Source organism: Clostridium kluyveri DSM 555, from assembly GCF_000016505.1.
GTDB classification, from domain to species: Bacteria; Bacillota; Clostridia; order Clostridiales; family Clostridiaceae; genus Clostridium_B; species Clostridium_B kluyveri.
The window spans coordinates 1,983,292-2,002,003 of the sequence record NC_009706.1; the positions used below are offsets into that span (position 1 = coordinate 1,983,292).

The window sequence follows — 18,712 nt, forward strand, 5'->3', positions numbered from 1 at the left end:
TTTCTACTAAAATAAATTTGTTTCTAATTTCTAAAACTCTGAATAATGGAAAGTCCTATCTAGTTTCTTTGTACTTCTGCAATAAGCACATTTACCACATCTTGTAGGCTTCACAAGCCCATTCTTAACTTGTAAAACACGCTCTATATTCCGTTCAACCTGATTCATGCCTATTTCATAATCTTCTGGCCTGAAACCCAGTATTACCTTGTCGGGTGGTTTTTGTTTGGTTACAGCAATTATAAAACCCTCTAAGTCATTAATTCCTATATTTTGTCTTAAAATTTCTTTGTACACAGCAATTTGGATTAAATAACCCCATCTTTCCACAAATGTAACCCATTCATATTCCTCATCATGTTCCACTTTTTGTTCCTTGAAATCTCTAGTGCTCTTCAAGTCTATAAAATACCCATCTTCAAGATTTAATAAATCCACTTTGATTTTCCATGGGACTCCGAACAATTCTCCAGTAAATATCTTTTCTCTTTCTCCAACATAAGCCTGATTAAAATATTCATCTGTTTCTAGGCAATTTATCATTTCATTAGCCTGTCTATAATTTGCTTTAAGTTCCCCTTTTGTTGTAAATATTTGTGGATGTTCCTGTTTGAATCTATCCAGCGTTCCTTCGAAATGACTGTGGAAGTAACTTCCTACTAATAATGCTGTACTCTCTTCCTCTTTCCATTCTCCATTCAGGGAAGCCAGGGCAGCTGCTTCACAGCCGCCGAAAGCTTTAAATTGTGATACTGACATATATTGTTGGTTGGCTTCCTGAGAAAAGTAATTTTCATCTGTAAGTTTTATAAGTGTAGCTTCCATTACTCATCAGCTCCTTCAAAAGGTGTACCTTTAAATAAATCTTCTTGCATATCTTCTGAAGGGGTATCATCTTTTTTCCTATCTTGTGCAGAATCTTTATTAGCTTTTTTAAACTTATCATCAAGTTTAGTCGTAACTTTTTCAGAATCCACTTCCTCAAATTCTGTATCTATACTATCAGGATTATCAATGTAATCTAGGTTTACCTCCACAGGCTCACCATCAAGTACACCTTTCTTAATTACCGCCTGGTCTGCTTGTAGTGCCAATTGCATGTCTATACTTAAAATACCCCATTTACTTAGAGTATTTTTAAGAACTGTTTTTTCAGCCATTCTATTAAAATTTGTCTGCCAAGGACCATCATTAAATGCTTTAGAAAATCTCTTTGCATGGGTTATTACTTCTTCTTTACTCCAATAAACATATTTCTCAAAACCACTAACCAAGCTGAAATATGCAGCATATCCTATGACCTCATTACTTTCCTTATTTTCAAAATTAAGTTCAATCTTTTCTGTAAGAGGATTCCAGCTTTTTAGTTGTCCCTTATAAATACTGATAGCATTTATATTCTTATATTGCCCTGTTCTTAAACCCAATTGCACAAAACCTTTATATCCCATCTGAAATTGTGCTTTCTTTTTATAAGGAACTATCCATGCAAAGCCTAGATTAGGATCTATAGGTAAATCCAAAGTTGCTGCTATCATTGCGGAAGATACAACGCTGTAAGGCTCTATCCCCTTTAATTTGCCATTAGATACGTTTATGAGACTCGCCATAAACCCTGCAGCCTTTTTACCTAGAATCTCCTGAAATCTCTTTTGCACATTTACATTCGCCAGAATATTTTTCACTTCCACAGGCTTACCATTTATTAGATTACCCACGTTTATTCCTCCTCTGCTATTTCTTTAAATTCATCTATACAATCACTACATATTTCTCTATTTCCGATCCTATAATAAGAATCCCCTGAACAAATATCCTCTCCGCATATGTCGCATACTGTTATTATTTGTGCCTGTGGAGCCTCATATCTGTAATCATAACAACAATCTGGTAACATACTTATACCTCCATTTCCTTTAAAAAATTATCTATAAGTCTGTTTTGAATTTCTGCTACATCTCTAAAACCTTTGTAATATCCTCTTTTATAGTCATCATCATTCTTGCCGACATCTTTTGCATAGGATTTAATATGAATACTATTGTCGTTCCTGATACTCTTTAAAAATCCTATAAGCATATATTTGTCGGTGGCATCTTTATCATAAATTTCTAATTCTTCAGGATACAATTTCTCCAATTTCTACCCCTCCACAACTATTTACTTTTTCTATAGAAGCAATAAATCCTACTCACATAAATTACACTGCTACATAGTATATAAAGAAATCGCTTATCATGCTCTCCTCTAATATTTGATTTTTCCCCCATTCCGGTGTAGAATGGGGATAATGAAGTTTTAATTTTGTGCCCTTTGGCGAGGGCGTTTTTTACTTTTCTGGCATTTCGTATACTTTAGCAATAACATTCTCATCAACATTTAAACAATCCCATAAGCTCTCTTGTATCTCATCCAATACCTCAACAGCTCTTTCTTCGCTTTCGTACTCTCCTAGAGGTCCAGTATCGGCTCTATTTCCGCCTATACTTGCTCTTATTTCAATACTATAAGCCCCAATTGCTTTTATATCTGCCAAAAGCTTTCTATCTTGACTTCTAATCCACATCTCCTATCCCTCCATAAATATTTTTACTTCCTCAACTGTCAGTTCATCAATATCCTTAAAAGTCTCTCCAGATACCGGATCATAAAGTTCTCCGTTGTTATCCAGCTGGCACTCTCTAAGCTTCTTTACTGTAAGTGCATCCATGTTATTCACCTTCCTTTAAGAGCCTTGGATTTTCGTAGATATTGCCTATAACTTCAAAGGTAACTATGGGTGTATTATAACTATTAAAGTAGTTAAAAATTTCACCAACAAATTCATCTTGCCATGTAGCCACAAGCGACCCTTCTTTGTATTTAACTATAGCATTATGGGTGTTAGTCTTTTTAGTTACTTCATTCAAGTTATTTACTATTTCTATAATATCGCCCTCATAAATCTCTACGCCCTTCTTATCTTTCAAACCTGTATACTGCATAACCTCAAAATCTTCTCTATTCTCCCATTCAGCATGTTTAATCCTTAGTACTTCGTCTCCTAAAAGCTCTACTTCTTCCATAGACTTATTTTGCTTATCCCATGCACGAAACTTAAGTTCTCTTTGCATCTGTTACACCTCCTAACTCTTCTTAATCTCCAACGGCTTGTACACATCCTCCTGACACTTGACCTTTTCCACGCAAATTTCCGCAAGTTGAATACCTTCCCTTAAAAGTTCCCTAAGCTTTTTGTTTTCCTTCTGCAGCTTCACAAACTCCTTATCCCTCATCTATTGGCCTCCTTTAAATAACATTTGCCAAGAATATAATTACAGGTATTAGAACAACTATGGTTAATTGATTCTCTGTGTCATCTTCTCTTTTAAATCTGATTGTGTGATATATAGCTAGTGCAATAACTGCCATAAGGCTATAAACTCCTAATACTTGAACTCCTAGCTGTGTCATACTTCCCCTTCTTCCCCTCCATCATTTTTCTCATTTCTTCGTTAACAAACTCGTCCATTTCTTGACTAGCCTCTAAAGTTCTAATATCTGATAAGTCATATAAATCCATACATTCATGTAACTTATCTCTAGCAGCTTCTATGGTCATGACTGCACCTGCTTTCTTCTATTAATCCTTGAACGCACAGCATCCCTTGATATGCCATATACTTTTCCAATTTGCCTATATGTGTATCCTTCACTTTTCAGACTTTCCATACATTCAATATCATCTTGTGTGAATTTGGAATATTTCTTCTTCCTTCCTATTGAATCCCCATTCATTATTCTAAAAGCCTGTTCTACACCAACTGGACGTTGTGAAGCTATTAGAAGCGCATACCAATTTTCCTTCACTGTTCTTCCTCCTCTCTTTTTCCCTATCTAATACCACTCACAATCCTTAGTAATGTGCAACCATACCCCATCCTTTAGGGTTACTTTTAAATAATTCTCCACTCTTTGTATTTTCACTGGTGCATGTTGCTCTGGGAATTCCCATACATCATAAAACTTTTTGCAAAATCTTTTGAAAAGCTCCTTGTCTGCATCATTTAGTCTGTTGTATCCTTTTACCACAGTAGCATCAAACATCTTCTTTACCTCCTCAACTGCCTTCAATCCATTTTTCCTAGCCCATAAATCCAAGTTCTTTTGAGCTTCTTCTCTGGATGAAGCCATTGGCATCATTGGGGATTTTACACGGTGAAGTCCTCCTGCTTTACTCTTTCTAAATGAACCATATTCTTTCATTCCTAAGCCCTGGCTAACAAATACTTCCTTGCCCTTTTTATCTATATACTTCACTTATTCCTACTCCTCTCTATATCCTTTGCCATTTTCACCTCTAAGGATAAGTTCCATACGATACCTTTCTACATCTAGTCCTCCAATTGGAACCATACCATTGTTATAGGTCCAAATAGCGTTTTTTAAATCATCAACAGATAATTTACTTAAATCCATTTATACTCCCCTCCTTCTCCTCCTGCATGGTCGTTCCATACTCTCCAATTCCTCGGAATATTTATTTAAGGGTAAACCTTCTAAAGAATTGACATAGTAATCTGCATCATCATATGGGTAACATAGTGTTTTTACAATTGCTCCTGCTGTACAGTTTCCAAATTCCTTGGAGTTTAGTAAATCCTTTATCTTCATGCTTAATACCTAATCGGCAACAATACCTTGCCTGTTTTCTTACTCTTAATTGTAAAATCCTGATAGCCACAGCCTACAAATGTATAATTGTTTGGGTTAACACCGTTGCAATACAGAATGTTCCAGAATCTTTTAGGCATTTCTTTTGTGGTCATGCTCAATCTCACTCCATCCCCAGTCTAAATAGTCGCAAACCATGTCAAATACAGCTTTTGTAATTTCTTCCTCAGTTGCATTTTCACTTAATCCTAGTTCCTTTAATGTGTATTCTTCATCATCTAAACATGATACAGAAGAACCTACACCTATTTTAATTTTTCTTGAGTTGGTCATTTTGTCGCCTGCCTTTCTCTAACACCTTCCTGTAATTCCTTAAACTTATTCACAAAATATACCTGTCCTTTCCCAGTTACTTTTGGTGTGGTAGATATACTTACATGACCATCCGAATGACCTATAGTTGTCTCCTTTGTTGTAAATAATCCTAAATTCGCAGACTTTTGTGTAGGCATATTATAATCAGTACCCTTCCTGCTAATCAGGTATCCATTTTTACGAAGCCATTCAAATAATCTATTCTGTCCCATGTCAATTCCATTTTGCTTTAATATTTTGGCAAGTTGCCCAATCAAGATTGTTGTAGTGGATGCCTGTACACTTTCTGCAAATATTACTTTTGGCTTTTGCTCCTGAAGTTGTTTATTCTTATCTGCTATAATTTCGTTCTTTCTTTCAATAGTTCTTTTAGCTATCAAAACAGCTTTAGCCAATATATCTTCCTCTGATTCATCCTCGTTATTTGGTATATAACCACCTGTATGATTTATCTGTGGTAGTACTTTATCAAATATCCAGCTTTCAAATTCTTGTGCTCCAGGTAATTCAGAATTTGCTACCAATCTATAAATATCACCCTCTGGTATTGCGTTGACTTCTATAACTTTGGTTTTACTCTGTGGATGAGGTACCTCGCATTTTGCTACCCACCTACAGTGCTTTAAAATAGCATCATTTGTATTTTTATATCCTAATGCTCTGGCAATATCTACAGCTACAAAATGAATTTTTCCATTTATAAATGTAGTTCTTACCTGCCCAAATTCTTTGCTCCTAAAAATTTGTAACTTACTCAATCTTTATCCCTCCTTTCTACTCACTTCAAATTCTTCTTTGCCCAAAGTTCTAAGGACTGTATCTTTTCAGAAAACTCTATCAAACCTTTAACTATAGTCATAAAATCCTGTTTTTCATCTTTATCAACAGATCCATCCTGCAAAATTTCCATTAGTCTTTCTACAAAAGTCTCTGGATTCTTCGATAAAACCGATAGTTGAATTGCAAGACATGATATTTCTTTAAGTTCTACATTAGGAGCAATACACTTTCCTATAGGACACTCATTATTGCAGTAATGGTACATAAGCTCTGGAGCATTATAGGTATCTGCCATTCTTACAACCATATCTACTGGTATCTGTTTACACAAATCATTTTCATAATTTGCCATTGAACGATCGCTTACTCCAAACATTTTTCCTGCACCCTCTCTACTTTTAAGCCTGTCATTATACTCTGCTGCCCTTAGCCTTGCTTTCATGTATACATTGTTAGTGCTTTCCAGTTTCATATATCTCACCTCTTTTCTCTAATGAAAATTCATATTGTTGTGAAGAAGATACCGTCAAGTTACACACTATAGATGCTTCTCTTATGATAAAATTTTAGTAGCAAAAACTTTGAAAATTTCATAGCATATATTGAGGATGTGTTTGTCCATATTCAGTTATGAAAGAAAGTATTTTACATTTTTCTCTTTAGTTAACTTGTTTGTTATCCCTGGTAGATGAATTTTTAACTAGCTACTGTTTGTTTTTCTTGTAATATTGATATAAGTTCATCTATCTGGTCAGGAGGTAGTTCATATTCACTCACTAATGCCCTAACAAAAGACCTTGCTTTCCTTGTTTCTAGTTCATCAAGTATTTCAGGATCTTCTGGATAATGGACTCTTACGTTTATTGGCTTTTGCAAAATAACACCTCCCCGGGTATTTTTAAGCATACTTAGCTACAGTATTATATGCAGTTTTAATTATTGTGTGAGTTGGCTATACTACTTCTTTTTGAGTTGGTTCTGTTTCATCCTTATACAGATTTTTTACTGTTGTATTTAAGGCTATTGCTATCTTTTTCAGAAGTGGTATTGATGGTAATTTATGTTCGTTTTCTATAGCAGATATATATTCTCTGGTTGCATTAACTCTGTCTGCTAGCTGTTGTTGGGTAAGTCCCGCATTTTTTCGAGCCTCTTTAATTCTGAACACTTTATCGCCTCCTTACACTTTATATGTTGTACTTATAGTTCACTATTGTCAAATATAATGTGAACTTATAGTTCACTGTAAATACAAAAAAATATGTTGTTTTCTTTCACTATCTCTATATATCTTTAAATTTCTTGAAGTTTAAATTTGAATAATATATAATGTAAACTAATAGATTACATTTAAGTAGGTGATTATATGCAATTTGGTGAAAGAATTAAATCATTAAGATTATCAAATAAATTAACTGCAACTCAACTAGCTAAAGATATTGGAGTTACAAGAGAATATTTAAGTCGTTTAGAAAACAACGCAAAATCTCCATCATTTGAGTTGCTTGAAAAATTATGCGGAGCTTTAAATATAACCTTAGCAGAGTTCTTTAAAACAGATTCATCTGACATAATTCCTGAGCATTTTAAAGAGTTTATAAATCAAAATAAAAATCTTACTCCAGAGCAACTTGAGAAGCTCAATGAGTTCATAAAAGCTTTAAAATAAACCGAAAGGATGATTAGAATGAATAATACAGAAAAACTATTGCAACAAATACTTGATTCCCAAAATAAAACTAATGAACGTCTTGATAAACTTGAAGCTCAAACATCCGAAAACACTCAAATCCTTAAAGCTCTTGAACATAACTCACAAGAACATAAAGCTTTACTTGATCAACTCAACCATAGGGTCGCATCAGTTGAAGGTAAAATTGATACCATATCAAAAGATTTAACTATGGTGGAAGCTGTTGCTGGCAAGAACATGACCGACATAGCTTTTCTTAAGGGTGTTAAGTAGATGGAACTATATCTCTTTAGCTCGCTACCTCCTCATTTTTCGTTCTTGTAGGAACGCAATTGGGTAAAAAAATAAAGTCTTTAAAATTTAATTCATTGTTTTCACAATATACCATAAGTTTCCCAAAAAACTGCGCTCCGGCACCAGTGCCATCTTTCAATATCTTTGATACCTGACCTCTGTCAATACCTAAAGCTAAGGCAAATGATGTTTTATTTCCCTTAAAACACTGGTTTACTAAATTTCTTAGAGCAGAAATATTAGGCTGCATTATATCATCTCCTTTCGTTCATATTTTCACGTTTCCATACTTGAATAATACCATCTTCCTGTTAAGGTGTCAATACTTTTTACGTGAAAAAAAGTTACACTATAAAATGTTGCTTTTTTTCACGATTGATATAAAATTAATCTAAGGAGTGATTTAATTGTTTGATAAAGTACATTTTAAAAATATATTAGAAACGGCACTTGGTAAAAGAACAAAAGAGGAATATTCTAAGGACAGTGGCGTAAGTCGTGGATATATTTCAAAATGTATTAATATGAAAATATCTAATCCGCCCTCTCCTGAAATTCTAAAAAGATTAGCTTCAAAAGCTCATAATAATGTGACCTATGAAGATTTAATGAGAGCTGCAGGTTATATTGACACTGATAATGAAGATGAATATATTACAACTGATAATTTTAATAATAATCCTTTTGGTAATAAGATAAAAGAATTGAGAGAGGAAATGAACTGGACTCAAGATCATTTAGGTAAATTATTAAATGTTAAAAGGGCTGCTATATCAAAATATGAAAATGGTAAAGTTCCTCTTACGGATGAAATATTAATTAAATTATCTAAAATATTTGATGTTTCATGCGATTATATATTAGGTGTTTCGAACAAAAGAAATGATTCTAAAGTTGAAAATAAAAAATCTTTCATGGAAAAAATTGAAGACCTAAGTCCTGAAAGTAAAGAAGAACTTGAAAAATATATTGAGCTATTAAAATTAAAAGATAGCCTGGATAAGAATAAAGACGAACAATCAGCTACCTTGGATCAAGGCGTTTGTTGAATGAATTGAAGAAAAAGAAGAAAAAATACTGAAACCTTTATAGCTATAAAGCTAATTGGATATAAGTTTAATAAATAGGCAAAAGATATTATTTATCCTTTGCCGGTACTATTGTAATATTGACAGGATATTTTATGTCTACCGAACCTGTATCGTCGTTTTGAAAATTAATTGTATCGTTAAAAGATCCTGGTTTTGTAAGTATATAAGCAAAATGTTCTATTGAATCATATAAATCTGGATACATATCATAATAAGAACCTTTTACATTATTTCCATCAACATCAATAAAATCAAATTTTATGTGTACATCATCTTTATTTGATTCAGTTCTACCTAAAATATACTTTTTTTCAATCATCCTTTTCACCTCATTTATTAAAAATTGGGAGGAACGATATTTTGAAGCAATTTGATAATTATAAAAAAATCTACAAATATATAGAACATATTGATGGATCTAACCCTCAATATGAAACACATATTATAATATCACATTTATATAAATATCTAGAAGATTATTTAAATGTGATTACTATACAATTTAGAAGAATAGAGCAAACTAAAAAAGAAATGGAACCTCTTGCTAATCAATCTATTGAAAAATTTAATGATAGATTGCTTTTTACTAAACTTTGGACTGATATTCATTTCTTACTTATAGCTATTGAAAAATCATATAATATTACAATAAAATTATATAATAAACTGTCAATGGAAACAAAATCAAAACAAATAAAAAGTAGCGATGACTATATTACTAAAAAGAGGCTTCGCAATATGCTTGAACATATGGATGATAATTTAACTGATGGTTTAAATGAAAGTAAAAGAATAATTCCCAATTATTCATCCCATAATATTAATTGGTTTGATAACCAGTATGGTTTTATTTCTGATAATACTCTCAAATTAAAAAATATAAATTTAAAATTGAAGAAACTAGTTTAAATTTGCTATATAATTACTATGATGAAATTACGTCGATATTAAATAAAGATTATGTGTTACCTGTTAAAAAAGATGCAGATGCTTTTTGGGAATCATTCGAAAAATGGAGAAACAATAATCAAGCACAAAATCAGTAAATATATATCTAAAATATGTTATAATATTTACCAAGAGAATAAAAATGTTTTTAGTTGGCCACCTCCCAGAATTTATCTCTTACAAAAGAGGTCGTTGCGGTTAATCTGACAGCAGAGGAGGTGGCAAATTTGAGTGAAACTATCATTGCATTAGGATTTATATGTGCTACAGCACTTGGCTTAACAGCTATGGTGATTATAGGAACATATTTAAAAGATAGACTTGAAATTAAAGGTAAGTCTTCGGTTGGTAAGTTGACTGAAAATGAAATTTCTATAACTGCTGAAGATAAAAACTCAAAAAACTAAAAATGCACCTATTCCAGTAAGTGCATTTTTAAACTCTAAACATTTAAAACTATAAAAACCGCAACGGCTTCTTTTAAACATATTATACCACAATTATATTAAATTTAAACTCATTTAAATTTATTTTTATAAATTATAGTATTTCTATAGATGGGGATGTGATTATTATAAAGGCAGCCATATACAGTAGAAAATCCTTATTCACAGGTAAAGGTGAATCTATTGAAAATCAGATTCAGCTCTGTAAAGAATATGGAGAAAAGAATTTAAATTTAAAAAATGATAATTTTATAATATATGAGGATGAAGGTTTTTCCGGTGGAAATACAAACAGACCTAAATTCCAAGAACTATTGAAAGATGTAAAAAAGAGAAAATTTGATGTTCTTATGTGTTATCGGCTTGATAGAATAAGCAGGAATGTTGCCGACTTCTCAACTACATTAGAATTACTACAACAACATAATATATCTTTTGTAAGCATAAAAGAGCAATTTGATACAAGCACTCCTATGGGTAAAGCTATGGTATATATATCCTCTGTATTCGCTCAGCTAGAAAGGGAGACAATAGCAGAAAGAATTAGAGATAATATGATTCAACTTGCCAAAACAGGAAGATGGCTTGGCGGGCAAACTCCTCTAGGGTTTGATTCCCAAAAAATACTTTATTACAATTCTGAAATGAAAGAAAAGTCTATGTATAAACTCTCCCCTGTAAAAGAAGAACTTAAAAAAGTTAAATTAATTTACAATAAATATATAGAATTTGGTTCTATATCCTTAGTTCTTAAATACTTATTATCTAATAATATAAGAGGTAAAAACGGAGGAGATTTTGCATCTATGTCTATAAATGATATTTTAAGAAATCCTGTGTATGTTAAATCAGATGATGGAGTTTTTAAATATTTATCAGATTCGGGCATAATTACATGTGGTACTCCTAACGGTAATGGTATTATGACCTATAATAAACGTAATTCAAAATATGTACCTAAAAAAAAGACTGAATGGATTGCTGCTATAGGAAAACATGAAGGAGTTATAGATAGCAATACATGGTTAGAGGTTCAATTTCGTTTAAATAAAAATAAAAAGAAAGCAAATCCGAGACAAGGAACTTCTAAAAAATCTTTATTATCCGGGGTTTTAAAATGTGCCTTGTGTGGTGCTCCTATGCGTGTATGCTATGGTAGACCTAAAAAAGATGGAAGTGAAAGAATATATTATTATATGTGTACAATGAAAGCTCATTCAGCTAAAAGCAGATGTGATAATCCTAATGTAAAAGGTCCAGAGCTTGAAAAGGCCATTATTGAAAATATTAAACAGCTAAATACAACTAAGATACTAAAAGAATTACAAGTTGCCAAGAATGAAGCAGCTGTATCCATTGAAAATAATTTCACTGAAACAATAACTAAAGAAATTAAAGATAAAAGCGATCAAATAAATACATTGCTGGAGCAACTAGCTCATACGAATGCAAACAATTCTATTGCATCTGAATTTATAACAAGTAAAATTGAATCTTTAGGAAATGAAATAAAAAAATTAAATTTGAAATTGGAGAAATCCAAAGATACTAAACAAGAAAACATACAGAAGAAATTAAACTTTGAAATAATAGAAAAATCATTGCATGAATTTAATTCATCTTTTGATATGATAAAAGACACTTCTAAGAAAAGACTTATACTTGAGAATATAATTGATAAAGTTTACTGGAACGGTAATACTGGTGATGTTGATATCCAGTTATGGGGAAGTAAAAAAAAACACACACTTCGTCCTGTAGTTCGCTAAATATGTCGCAATACAATACGTCATGCTCACGCCTGGCTGTATGATGTAAACAAAATCGAACCAATTGTAAGAAACTATATCTTATCTAAAGGAATAAAATTAAACTTGATATCACGGGTAGTAGATGTTGAAATGAAAGTAAATAAAATTAAAGGTGTTTACACCTCTAATGGGGAATATGAAGAAGGTGATGTATTTATCGAAACTACAGGTTCCACAGGTCCTATGGGAAACTGTATGAAATACGGAAATGGATGCTCCATGTGTATACTAAGGTGTCCAACTTTTGGTCCGAGAATAAGTATAAGCAACTGTGCAGGAGCTGAAGATTTCCATGGAGAAAGGACAGATGGAAATTATGGAGCTTTTAGTGGCTCATGTAAACTTGCCAAGGAAACTTTATCTAAAGAGCTGGTAAATAAATTAGAAGAGGACGGTGTGGTTGTTCTTAAAGTTCCAAAAGAAGATATAAACTTGGATAAGCTAAAAAATAAAGTTTGCCAGCAATATGCTTTAAAGGAATTTGCGGAAAATATAGTACTTCTTGATACGGGACATGCAGTATGAACAAAACTGCAACATATAGAAATGTATTCAAAGATATTGAAAACTCTACCTCTACAATATATTATACACTTCCTGAAAGAACAATTGCACAAAAAATTTATAAATTAAGAATGATCAAAGGATATACCCAACGTGAATTTGCTGAAGTTTGTTCTATAGGCTATTCTTCTTTATGTAAATACGAAATAGGATTATCAAAACCTAAGCACGTTAATTTGGAAAAGATATGTCAAACTTTCAATATGTCTATTGATTATTTTTTATAAAGTGCAAAAGAAAGAAAGGGGTATTCTAAGCCCCTTTTACCACATTCTGAACTAATTCCTCCCCTGTGTCTACTATCTGGTATAATGGAATAAAAAGGGGGAGTGGTTTGTGTTTACAGGTTTGGATATGTTCAATGACGAACTTTTTGACTTGCTATATGAGAAGGTATTTGAGTTAGCAGCTATATATACTCCGGGCTATGATCTAAACATATATGATGAAAGAGTTAAAGAAGAAATTGCAAGACAATTCGGAAGAAAGAATATGGAATGGTTTTATGATACGTGGAAAAAGATTTGAGAGCTTTGGCTCTCTTTTTTATTTGAAAAATAAATATAAAATGCTTAGAGTTGGGTATAATGGTTAATACCATAAGAATACTTAAAGTCACTCATTTATGTTCTAATTGTGAAAGCCCTGGGTTTGGTCCTGGGCTTTTTATTTAAATTATATTTATTCGAATTACATTATATCCAAGCATTTAATTTATTGATGAAATAGTATTATTATATAAAAATACTTGATAAAATTATCATAATAATGTAAAATTATTTATATCATATTTTAGAATGGAGTGTTTATTTTGATGATATATAAGAATGCTGATGAGTTAATCAAACATGAAATAACTTTATCACTCAGGCGTACATTATATCCTATAATTCAAATTGGCGAACAAGTATTTAGAGAATTGTATAAAAATAATTATGCTATATTAAGTAGCAAATATTTTAAACCTATATTACCTAGAATACGCACAAAAGCTATATATTATCAATTTGAATTGGATTTATTACCCGAAAATTTCCCTTTTAAATGCAGAATGAAAAAAACTAATAATTTCGGCGAATATGTTCCTGAATTATCAGCTGGAAATATATTTTTACACATTGCATCTGCTAAAGATAAAGACAGTTTACCATCACGTTCAAGGTACAAATTGGAATCTTCCTATTGTAATAATTTCGACGAAAAGCAAACAATCTTTGATTTTACAGATCAATCTAACCCTGCTATTAAAGACGATAAATATTATGGGATTATTACATATGGTGGTGCAGATACTCTTGAATTTTTAAATCTAATTATACCAAACTGTAAATTCGAAAAAATTCTATCCTCCCTAGACTTAAAATTAGAACTTAAATCTGTTAAAATTAGCTCTGAAGATAAAGATACTAAAAAGAAAGGTATTAAAATTCGAGATACAATATTAAAAGAACTTTTAAATGAAGAGAAAAGGCTGTGATAAGAATGGTAAAAAACAATTTTGATATAGTCCCTGCAAGAATAAAAGAAGCAAGAGAGTCTCGTGGATTATCAATGTCAGAACTATCAGAGTTAATAGAAGTAACAAGCCAGGCAATTTCCCAATACGAAAAAGGAATTATGAACCCTTCTGTATTCGTACTAAAGAAAATGTCCAATGCACTTAATTTTCCAATTCAATTCTTTTATAAATCTGAAAATGAGCGAACGTGTGAAAATAGTGCCATATTTTTTAGAGCAATGAAAAGTACTCCTAAAAAAATAAAGAATGCTTACAGCTATTATATTAAATGGGCTGATGATATATATAAGTACCTAAATAAATATATAAATTTTTATGATGTAAATTTACCTGATATAAGTAACTATACCTACAAAGAACCAATTGACAACAAAACTATTGAAGAAATAGCTTTATATGTGAGAAAATATTGGAATTTAGGCGATAACCCTATTCACAATATGGTAGATCTATTAGAAACGAATGGTATTATTATCTGTAGAATCAAATTTAAAAATAAAAAAATTGATGCTTTCTCACAATGGAATAATGGAAAAGGATATATATTTTTGGGTAGTGAGAAAGGTTCTGCTGTAAGATCAAGATTTGATGCGGCACACGAATTAGGCCATTTATTATTACATCCAACTTTGAAAATAAATGATGTATATAAAAAAGATGTTCTAAACAGAATTGAAGCTGAAGCGAATTATTTTGCTGGTGCCTTCTTAATGCCTATAACTTCATTTCCAACGGAGATAATTCATAATTCAGTAGATTATTTATTAATGTTAAAAGAGAAGTGGAAGGTTTCGGTCAATGCCATGATAATGCGATCCAAACAACTCAATTTATTTACAGATAATCAGATAAGTTATCTGCAAAGGCAAATGACTTTAAAGCAAATGTGGAAACATGAGCCATTAGATGATATTTTGCAACCAGAAGAACCTTCAATTTTTAAAGAGGCTTTTGAATTATTATTTGATAATAAAATACTTCATCCAGAACAAACAATTCAAGATATATGTTTAAATAAAGAAGATATTCAATCTATATGTTGCTTGCCAGATGAAATTTTTAAAATGAAACCAAAACAAAAAAAACTTGAATTAAAGATAATTAAATAAACAAATTATTTGTTCTAATTAATAAAAAACCTAGAATTTCATGAATCATCTTTCCTTAACCTAAAGGAAATTCATAATAAATCTAGGCTTTATTTTTTTTAATAATTCCTAATAATCACCTCACCATACCTGTAGTTCCTTATCCTTATACTTCCCCACCAGATTGTAATTTCTCTCAACCCCGTCTATACACTTTCAAAAAAATAGTATGATTGGTTGATAATCATACTATTTGGAGTGTTGATTTAAAAAAACTAAACTTATTTTAGGTTGTGAAAAATTAATTAAGGGGGTTAGCCTTATAAGTATATGATATATGATTTTACAAGGCGTGTAAATGGTTTCAAGGCATAAAGCTTTCTTTTGTTTTGAATTTATTGAATTTGGATATAATAATTAATGCTTACAAAACTACTATGTTATCTCTTTAATATCGTTTCAATATGTTTTAATCTATAAAAGCCCTGGAGTTCACCAGGGCTTTTGCTATGTAAAACAAAGATAACCTTAAAAATAATTTTGAACATATACTACCACTCATTAATTAGTTTAATATACATTTACTTTAATCATTTATTTTTGTTATGTTCGATATCCGCATTATCATCTACTTCAACATCTTTATCATATTTTTCATTTTTCATTTTTGTATTTCTAAGAAAGGTCGTTACAATAGTTGCTATTCCCATTCCTCCAAATATAGTTCCCGATATAGAGTAACCCTTTACTATGCATACCCCTCCAACAACAATCACAGTAATTGACACAATAAGTGCAGATATTATTCCTACGATACTATTCCTCGAACTTGAATCTAAAAACTTTTCCTCTAAACTATGTCTATGGTTCATTTGTTTTTCCGCCATACATATTATTCTATCAGCTGCACCAGGACATACTTTTTCGTATTTCTCAAAAATTTCTGGAGGCGGAAGGGGGCCTGTAAAAATTGATCCTCTAAATACTTTTCTTTTTAAAGTTCTGTTTTCTTTTTTTAAGTCTTCTTTGTTTAGTATTTCAGAAGCTTCTACTTTTTCTTGTGGAATCCCTTCCGCTTCTTTAGGTAAAATCTCTTCTCCATTTTCTTCTTTTGAAGTTTCTTCTGGCTTTATTTCACCATCTTGTAGTCCTCCTGATATCTTTTTATTGCCCACTTTAAATCTCCTCCAACTTTATCCCAGTCATTTTTCATCTTATCAATATCTGACGTGCTAATTCCTATTAATGGCTGCTTGTCCCAATATGCTTTCTTTAATTCATTTAAATTTACAATTGTCTTTTTATTTAATTTTAGCTTTTGGTAAATTAATTTCATACAATCATCCCTCCCACTAATATATAATACTATGTAAATATATAATAACATTTTGCTATAAAAAAGTACACCCTAGGCCAAATTAATGACCTAGGGTTAAAATTATTGAGCTGGTTGTACTGGAACTGTTGCACCATCTGTATTTTCTGCAGTCCCTTCCTTCACCTGAATAGGTGTCAATATCCCTTCCCCTATCTTGATAACCCCATTACAAACCTCTTTATTTATAGCATCCAATTCATTCTGTGTAAGCCCTGGTATTATTTCAAGCAGCCTTTTCTCCATTTCAGCCTTTTTCTGTTCCCCTGCTTTAGCTAAATCTTTAAATTCATCTTCTAAAGCATAGTACAATCCATTTCCAATATTAAGAGCACGATTGTAATTATATGCATCTTTCTTAGCTGCAAGAGCCTGTTTCTGAACCTCTACTGCATCTGCAACCTTCTTGAGTACAAAGGTTCCTATAATTCCAAACACACCTATAATAAACTGTACTCCCATGCTTAATATTTGTTCTTTCATTTGTTTTTACCTCCATAATTTATAATCTAAAAAGAGAGCCTTTCAGCTCCCTAATTATTCAAAAATACACTCCATGTCTCCAGTCTTAAAACCCCATCTGTCGGTCTTTCCCACCTCTTCTGTAGTTCAGTTACAGCTTGAAAAGTTGGTTCATCATAAATCATATCTGTATAGCTTCCTTTCTTTAAATAACCCCACATTTCTAATTTCTGCTGTAACCAGAGAACTATATGGGACTTGTGACCTTTTGCAATGATATTTCCAATGCTTTTGAGGTTGTCCAAGGTTTCCTGATAGATGTTACCGTCAGTATGTTGTAGTTTAGCATTATAATCAAGATTCATATTGTATTGAAGTGCTGCTATTTGAGATTTTAGTTTCGCATTCTTTACCTCTGTAATCAAAGAATCCACAGAGCTTCCATTTGCTAATCTTGCCTTAAAGTCATTCCACTTAGCCCAATTATTAGCACTTAAATTATGCGGACAGTCTTTCCTGCTGGCATCATAATGTCTTACTACATTATTAATAGAAACACCATATTTACTCATTAAACTTCTTACAAGCTCCAGAGTATTATTTATGGTTGTATCGGAAATATACCCACCGGAATTGCACATTTCAATACCTATGGAATTATAGTTTGAAATACCATAAGCTCCATGACCATCTCCACAGTGCCATGCTGCATTGGAATCTTCTACAACCTGATATATGGAAGTATCATCTACAAAATAATGTGCAGAGGCCTGTCTATCCCCTCCATTGAAATAAGTAGCATTTGCCAGAGCAGTATCCTTATAATTTCCTGTGTCATGCATAACTATAAACTTAATGCTATTTCCTGCTGAATGGTTGTAAGGTGATATTTTTCTTGTGATTGGTAACATATTACTTGCATCTCCTTTATTTTTTTAATAAAATTCCCATAACAAAAATAGAGACTGTGACAAATATACCAAGTCCCCATTTGATTGTTGATATGAAATCATCCATCTTTTTTATTAAGTTCCTAATTTCCGTTCTATTCTCAGTCTCGTTTCGTTCAAGCTCATCCAATCTATCAGAGTGGTTATCTAACCTCTTATCATGCGTTCCTAGTTTTTCTTTTATTTGTTCATGCTTCTCTTCACACAATTTCCCGTCATAGCATTCACTCATAGTGCACCTCCTAGTTTTGTGTAAAATAAAAGAACCTGGTTAAACCAAGTTCTTTTGAGTTAGATATTTTTAGATTAATCTTAACATCAATCTTTTTTCTGTGTCTTCTTGCTATGTTTAGTTTTAGAATTATTTTCTTTTCTCTCTTTTTCTTGTTTGCTTCCACAAGAAGAACAATGTTTTTCACCCATAGCACTTATTCCTCCCTAAATGAGATTTACTGTAATATCCTTAATATTTTGTTCAATATAAAAATTATAATGCTATGAAATTAATAGTAAAAATAAGCATTCATTATTTGCTTATGCTACTAATATTTTATTAAATAAATTGGGCATTAAAAAGAGCTCTGGATTTCTCCAAAACTCTGAATGTGTTATGACGTATTATCTTTGAAATATGAATATTGAACTATAGATCTCGTTCATATC

Annotated in this window: 37 protein-coding genes and 1 pseudogene; 11 read left to right on the forward strand and 27 right to left on the reverse strand. The window is 31.7% G+C overall.

Features of this window, described 5'->3' with window-relative positions:
- Nucleotides 1–30: 30 nt before the first annotated feature.
- The 19 genes from CKL_RS09315 to CKL_RS09380 all read right to left on the reverse strand — a co-directional run bounded on the left by CKL_RS09315 (nt 31) and on the right by CKL_RS09380 (nt 6,976).
- Nucleotides 31–825 (reverse strand): PD-(D/E)XK nuclease-like domain-containing protein, encoded by a 795-nt coding sequence (locus tag CKL_RS09315; protein WP_012102290.1) that lies wholly within the window; start codon nt 823–825, stop codon nt 31–33.
- The gene (locus CKL_RS09320; RefSeq protein WP_012102291.1) at nt 825–1,718 is read right to left on the reverse strand and encodes a recombinase RecT; all 894 of its coding nucleotides are present in this window, start codon (nt 1,716–1,718) and stop codon (nt 825–827) included. The genes CKL_RS09315 and CKL_RS09320 overlap by 1 nt, the downstream gene beginning before the upstream one ends.
- Nucleotides 1,719–1,720: 2 nt before the next feature.
- Entirely contained in the window at nt 1,721–1,897 is a 177-nt protein-coding gene (locus CKL_RS20700) for a hypothetical protein (RefSeq protein WP_012102292.1), read from the reverse strand.
- A gap of 2 nt (nt 1,898–1,899) precedes the next feature.
- On the reverse strand, nt 1,900–2,139 hold the full coding sequence (locus CKL_RS09325) for a hypothetical protein (RefSeq protein WP_012102293.1): 240 nt from the start codon (nt 2,137–2,139) through the stop codon (nt 1,900–1,902).
- Between the two features lie 190 nt (nt 2,140–2,329).
- Complete coding sequence (locus CKL_RS09330; protein ID WP_012102294.1) at nt 2,330–2,566, reverse strand: hypothetical protein; 237 nt, start codon at nt 2,564–2,566, stop codon at nt 2,330–2,332.
- A gap of 3 nt (nt 2,567–2,569) precedes the next feature.
- Complete coding sequence (locus CKL_RS20705; protein ID WP_012102337.1) at nt 2,570–2,710, reverse strand: hypothetical protein; 141 nt, start codon at nt 2,708–2,710, stop codon at nt 2,570–2,572.
- 1 nt (nt 2,711) lies between these two features.
- On the reverse strand, nt 2,712–3,113 hold the full coding sequence (locus CKL_RS09335) for a YopX family protein (RefSeq protein ID WP_012102295.1): 402 nt from the start codon (nt 3,111–3,113) through the stop codon (nt 2,712–2,714).
- A gap of 12 nt (nt 3,114–3,125) precedes the next feature.
- Nucleotides 3,126–3,275: a hypothetical protein gene (locus CKL_RS20710; RefSeq protein ID WP_155814025.1), complete on the reverse strand. Its 150-nt coding sequence runs from the start codon at nt 3,273–3,275 to the stop codon at nt 3,126–3,128.
- Nucleotides 3,276–3,288: 13 nt separating this feature from the next.
- On the reverse strand, nt 3,289–3,411 hold the full coding sequence (locus CKL_RS21540) for a hypothetical protein (RefSeq protein WP_265873540.1): 123 nt from the start codon (nt 3,409–3,411) through the stop codon (nt 3,289–3,291).
- Between the two features lie 4 nt (nt 3,412–3,415).
- Nucleotides 3,416–3,601 carry an aspartyl-phosphate phosphatase Spo0E family protein gene (locus CKL_RS09340; RefSeq protein WP_012102338.1) on the reverse strand — a complete coding sequence of 62 codons (186 nt, stop codon included), beginning with the start codon at nt 3,599–3,601 and terminating at the stop codon, nt 3,416–3,418.
- Nucleotides 3,598–3,849: a sigma factor-like helix-turn-helix DNA-binding protein gene (locus CKL_RS09345; protein WP_012102297.1), complete on the reverse strand. Its 252-nt coding sequence runs from the start codon at nt 3,847–3,849 to the stop codon at nt 3,598–3,600. The genes CKL_RS09340 and CKL_RS09345 overlap by 4 nt, the downstream gene beginning before the upstream one ends.
- A 27-nt stretch (nt 3,850–3,876) precedes the next feature.
- Nucleotides 3,877–4,299 carry a hypothetical protein gene (locus CKL_RS09350; protein WP_012102298.1) on the reverse strand — a complete coding sequence of 141 codons (423 nt, stop codon included), beginning with the start codon at nt 4,297–4,299 and terminating at the stop codon, nt 3,877–3,879.
- A 6-nt stretch (nt 4,300–4,305) separates the two neighbouring features.
- Nucleotides 4,306–4,458 carry a hypothetical protein gene (locus CKL_RS20715; RefSeq protein ID WP_012102339.1) on the reverse strand — a complete coding sequence of 51 codons (153 nt, stop codon included), beginning with the start codon at nt 4,456–4,458 and terminating at the stop codon, nt 4,306–4,308.
- Nucleotides 4,459–4,653 (reverse strand): hypothetical protein, encoded by a 195-nt coding sequence (locus CKL_RS09355; RefSeq protein ID WP_012102299.1) that lies wholly within the window; start codon nt 4,651–4,653, stop codon nt 4,459–4,461.
- A 132-nt stretch (nt 4,654–4,785) separates the two neighbouring features.
- On the reverse strand, nt 4,786–4,986 hold the full coding sequence (locus CKL_RS09360) for a DUF7167 family protein (protein ID WP_012102300.1): 201 nt from the start codon (nt 4,984–4,986) through the stop codon (nt 4,786–4,788).
- Nucleotides 4,983–5,786: a phage antirepressor gene (locus tag CKL_RS09365; RefSeq protein ID WP_012102301.1), complete on the reverse strand. Its 804-nt coding sequence runs from the start codon at nt 5,784–5,786 to the stop codon at nt 4,983–4,985. The genes CKL_RS09360 and CKL_RS09365 overlap by 4 nt, the downstream gene beginning before the upstream one ends.
- Before the next feature lie 20 nt (nt 5,787–5,806).
- Nucleotides 5,807–6,280: a hypothetical protein gene (locus CKL_RS09370; RefSeq protein ID WP_012102302.1), complete on the reverse strand. Its 474-nt coding sequence runs from the start codon at nt 6,278–6,280 to the stop codon at nt 5,807–5,809.
- Between the two features lie 224 nt (nt 6,281–6,504).
- On the reverse strand, nt 6,505–6,684 hold the full coding sequence (locus CKL_RS09375) for a hypothetical protein (RefSeq protein WP_041709844.1): 180 nt from the start codon (nt 6,682–6,684) through the stop codon (nt 6,505–6,507).
- 76 nt (nt 6,685–6,760) lie between these two features.
- Nucleotides 6,761–6,976, reverse strand: coding sequence for a helix-turn-helix transcriptional regulator (locus CKL_RS09380; RefSeq protein ID WP_041709845.1), 216 nt, complete (start codon nt 6,974–6,976; stop codon nt 6,761–6,763).
- A 198-nt stretch (nt 6,977–7,174) separates the two neighbouring features.
- Between CKL_RS09380 and CKL_RS09385 the strand changes: the two genes are divergently transcribed.
- Together CKL_RS09385 and CKL_RS09390 are read left to right on the forward strand one after the other, a co-directional pair.
- On the forward strand, nt 7,175–7,477 hold the full coding sequence (locus CKL_RS09385; RefSeq protein WP_012102303.1) for a helix-turn-helix domain-containing protein: 303 nt from the start codon (nt 7,175–7,177) through the stop codon (nt 7,475–7,477).
- 18 nt (nt 7,478–7,495) lie between these two features.
- Complete coding sequence (locus CKL_RS09390) at nt 7,496–7,774, forward strand: hypothetical protein (RefSeq protein WP_012102304.1); 279 nt, start codon at nt 7,496–7,498, stop codon at nt 7,772–7,774.
- Between the two features lie 16 nt (nt 7,775–7,790).
- Here CKL_RS09390 and CKL_RS09395 read toward each other — a convergent pair whose 3' ends face one another.
- Nucleotides 7,791–8,045: a hypothetical protein gene (locus CKL_RS09395; RefSeq protein ID WP_012102353.1), complete on the reverse strand. Its 255-nt coding sequence runs from the start codon at nt 8,043–8,045 to the stop codon at nt 7,791–7,793.
- Nucleotides 8,046–8,202: 157 nt separating this feature from the next.
- Between CKL_RS09395 and CKL_RS09400 the strand changes: the two genes are divergently transcribed.
- A complete protein-coding gene (locus CKL_RS09400; protein ID WP_012102305.1) occupies nt 8,203–8,844 on the forward strand; it encodes a helix-turn-helix domain-containing protein in 642 nt (213 codons plus the stop codon).
- A gap of 88 nt (nt 8,845–8,932) precedes the next feature.
- Here the strand turns inward: CKL_RS09400 and CKL_RS09405 are convergent, their stop codons facing one another.
- A complete protein-coding gene (locus CKL_RS09405) occupies nt 8,933–9,205 on the reverse strand; it encodes a hypothetical protein (protein ID WP_041709846.1) in 273 nt (90 codons plus the stop codon).
- Nucleotides 9,206–9,246: 41 nt separating this feature from the next.
- Between CKL_RS09405 and CKL_RS09410 the strand changes: the two genes are divergently transcribed.
- The 8 genes and pseudogenes from CKL_RS09410 to CKL_RS09445 all read left to right on the forward strand — a co-directional run bounded on the left by CKL_RS09410 (nt 9,247) and on the right by CKL_RS09445 (nt 15,283).
- Nucleotides 9,247–9,795, forward strand: a complete 549-nt coding sequence (locus CKL_RS09410; RefSeq protein ID WP_012102306.1) for a hypothetical protein — start codon at nt 9,247–9,249, stop codon at nt 9,793–9,795.
- A gap of 257 nt (nt 9,796–10,052) precedes the next feature.
- Complete coding sequence (locus CKL_RS09415) at nt 10,053–10,241, forward strand: hypothetical protein (protein ID WP_242652477.1); 189 nt, start codon at nt 10,053–10,055, stop codon at nt 10,239–10,241.
- Nucleotides 10,242–10,408: 167 nt separating this feature from the next.
- Nucleotides 10,409–12,049 carry a recombinase family protein gene (locus CKL_RS09420; RefSeq protein ID WP_041709861.1) on the forward strand — a complete coding sequence of 547 codons (1,641 nt, stop codon included), beginning with the start codon at nt 10,409–10,411 and terminating at the stop codon, nt 12,047–12,049.
- 21 nt (nt 12,050–12,070) lie between these two features.
- Nucleotides 12,071–12,610 (forward strand): annotated as a pseudogene (locus CKL_RS09425) (FAD-dependent oxidoreductase); the annotation flags it as partial.
- 2 nt (nt 12,611–12,612) lie between these two features.
- The gene (locus CKL_RS09430; protein ID WP_012102311.1) at nt 12,613–12,882 is read left to right on the forward strand and encodes a helix-turn-helix domain-containing protein; all 270 of its coding nucleotides are present in this window, start codon (nt 12,613–12,615) and stop codon (nt 12,880–12,882) included.
- Between the two features lie 109 nt (nt 12,883–12,991).
- Nucleotides 12,992–13,183: a hypothetical protein gene (locus CKL_RS09435; RefSeq protein WP_012102312.1), complete on the forward strand. Its 192-nt coding sequence runs from the start codon at nt 12,992–12,994 to the stop codon at nt 13,181–13,183.
- A gap of 286 nt (nt 13,184–13,469) precedes the next feature.
- Nucleotides 13,470–14,132 carry a hypothetical protein gene (locus CKL_RS09440; protein WP_012102217.1) on the forward strand — a complete coding sequence of 221 codons (663 nt, stop codon included), beginning with the start codon at nt 13,470–13,472 and terminating at the stop codon, nt 14,130–14,132.
- Nucleotides 14,133–14,137: 5 nt separating this feature from the next.
- The gene (locus tag CKL_RS09445) at nt 14,138–15,283 is read left to right on the forward strand and encodes a helix-turn-helix domain-containing protein (protein ID WP_012102218.1); all 1,146 of its coding nucleotides are present in this window, start codon (nt 14,138–14,140) and stop codon (nt 15,281–15,283) included.
- A gap of 569 nt (nt 15,284–15,852) precedes the next feature.
- Here CKL_RS09445 and CKL_RS09450 read toward each other — a convergent pair.
- The 6 genes from CKL_RS09450 to CKL_RS20720 form a co-directional block, all read right to left on the reverse strand.
- Nucleotides 15,853–16,437 carry a DUF2335 domain-containing protein gene (locus tag CKL_RS09450; protein WP_012102314.1) on the reverse strand — a complete coding sequence of 195 codons (585 nt, stop codon included), beginning with the start codon at nt 16,435–16,437 and terminating at the stop codon, nt 15,853–15,855.
- On the reverse strand, nt 16,392–16,598 hold the full coding sequence (locus CKL_RS09455) for a hypothetical protein (protein WP_012103567.1): 207 nt from the start codon (nt 16,596–16,598) through the stop codon (nt 16,392–16,394). The genes CKL_RS09450 and CKL_RS09455 overlap by 46 nt, the downstream gene beginning before the upstream one ends.
- Nucleotides 16,599–16,700: 102 nt before the next feature.
- Nucleotides 16,701–17,120, reverse strand: a complete 420-nt coding sequence (locus CKL_RS09460; protein WP_012102315.1) for a hypothetical protein — start codon at nt 17,118–17,120, stop codon at nt 16,701–16,703.
- A 50-nt stretch (nt 17,121–17,170) separates the two neighbouring features.
- Nucleotides 17,171–18,010 carry a peptidoglycan recognition protein family protein gene (locus CKL_RS09465; protein ID WP_012102316.1) on the reverse strand — a complete coding sequence of 280 codons (840 nt, stop codon included), beginning with the start codon at nt 18,008–18,010 and terminating at the stop codon, nt 17,171–17,173.
- Nucleotides 18,011–18,026: 16 nt separating this feature from the next.
- A complete protein-coding gene (locus tag CKL_RS09470) occupies nt 18,027–18,281 on the reverse strand; it encodes a hemolysin XhlA family protein (RefSeq protein WP_012102317.1) in 255 nt (84 codons plus the stop codon).
- A 10-nt stretch (nt 18,282–18,291) separates the two neighbouring features.
- Nucleotides 18,292–18,468 (reverse strand): hypothetical protein, encoded by a 177-nt coding sequence (locus CKL_RS20720; RefSeq protein WP_187147898.1) that lies wholly within the window; start codon nt 18,466–18,468, stop codon nt 18,292–18,294.
- Nucleotides 18,469–18,712 lie beyond the last annotated feature (244 nt).

Bases quoted from the DNA above. Each gene is read 5' to 3' on its own strand.
- CKL_RS09465 (WP_012102316.1), bottom strand. From the start codon at position 18,010: ATGTTACCAATCACAAGAAAAATATCACCTTACAACCATTCAGCAGGA.
- CKL_RS09385 (WP_012102303.1), top strand. From the start codon at position 7,175: ATGCAATTTGGTGAAAGAATTAAATCATTAAGATTATCAAATAAATTA.
- CKL_RS09370 (WP_012102302.1), bottom strand. From the start codon at position 6,280: ATGAAACTGGAAAGCACTAACAATGTATACATGAAAGCAAGGCTAAGG.
- CKL_RS09355 (WP_012102299.1), bottom strand. From the start codon at position 4,653: ATGAAGATAAAGGATTTACTAAACTCCAAGGAATTTGGAAACTGTACA.
- CKL_RS09470 (WP_012102317.1), bottom strand. From the start codon at position 18,281: ATGAGTGAATGCTATGACGGGAAATTGTGTGAAGAGAAGCATGAACAA.
- CKL_RS20700 (WP_012102292.1), bottom strand. From the start codon at position 1,897: ATGTTACCAGATTGTTGTTATGATTACAGATATGAGGCTCCACAGGCA.
- CKL_RS09390 (WP_012102304.1), top strand. From the start codon at position 7,496: ATGAATAATACAGAAAAACTATTGCAACAAATACTTGATTCCCAAAAT.
- CKL_RS09445 (WP_012102218.1), top strand. From the start codon at position 14,138: ATGGTAAAAAACAATTTTGATATAGTCCCTGCAAGAATAAAAGAAGCA.
- CKL_RS09360 (WP_012102300.1), bottom strand. From the start codon at position 4,986: ATGACCAACTCAAGAAAAATTAAAATAGGTGTAGGTTCTTCTGTATCA.
- CKL_RS09430 (WP_012102311.1), top strand. From the start codon at position 12,613: ATGAACAAAACTGCAACATATAGAAATGTATTCAAAGATATTGAAAAC.
- CKL_RS09315 (WP_012102290.1), bottom strand. From the start codon at position 825: ATGGAAGCTACACTTATAAAACTTACAGATGAAAATTACTTTTCTCAG.
- CKL_RS20705 (WP_012102337.1), bottom strand. From the start codon at position 2,710: ATGGATGCACTTACAGTAAAGAAGCTTAGAGAGTGCCAGCTGGATAAC.
- CKL_RS09330 (WP_012102294.1), bottom strand. From the start codon at position 2,566: ATGTGGATTAGAAGTCAAGATAGAAAGCTTTTGGCAGATATAAAAGCA.
- CKL_RS09440 (WP_012102217.1), top strand. From the start codon at position 13,470: ATGATATATAAGAATGCTGATGAGTTAATCAAACATGAAATAACTTTA.
- CKL_RS20710 (WP_155814025.1), bottom strand. From the start codon at position 3,275: ATGAGGGATAAGGAGTTTGTGAAGCTGCAGAAGGAAAACAAAAAGCTT.
- CKL_RS09405 (WP_041709846.1), bottom strand. From the start codon at position 9,205: ATGATTGAAAAAAAGTATATTTTAGGTAGAACTGAATCAAATAAAGAT.
- CKL_RS21540 (WP_265873540.1), bottom strand. From the start codon at position 3,411: ATGGCAGTTATTGCACTAGCTATATATCACACAATCAGATTTAAAAGA.
- CKL_RS09395 (WP_012102353.1), bottom strand. From the start codon at position 8,045: ATGCAGCCTAATATTTCTGCTCTAAGAAATTTAGTAAACCAGTGTTTT.
- CKL_RS20715 (WP_012102339.1), bottom strand. From the start codon at position 4,458: ATGGATTTAAGTAAATTATCTGTTGATGATTTAAAAAACGCTATTTGG.
- CKL_RS09460 (WP_012102315.1), bottom strand. From the start codon at position 17,120: ATGAAAGAACAAATATTAAGCATGGGAGTACAGTTTATTATAGGTGTG.
- CKL_RS09335 (WP_012102295.1), bottom strand. From the start codon at position 3,113: ATGCAAAGAGAACTTAAGTTTCGTGCATGGGATAAGCAAAATAAGTCT.
- CKL_RS09455 (WP_012103567.1), bottom strand. From the start codon at position 16,598: ATGAAATTAATTTACCAAAAGCTAAAATTAAATAAAAAGACAATTGTA.
- CKL_RS09340 (WP_012102338.1), bottom strand. From the start codon at position 3,601: ATGACCATAGAAGCTGCTAGAGATAAGTTACATGAATGTATGGATTTA.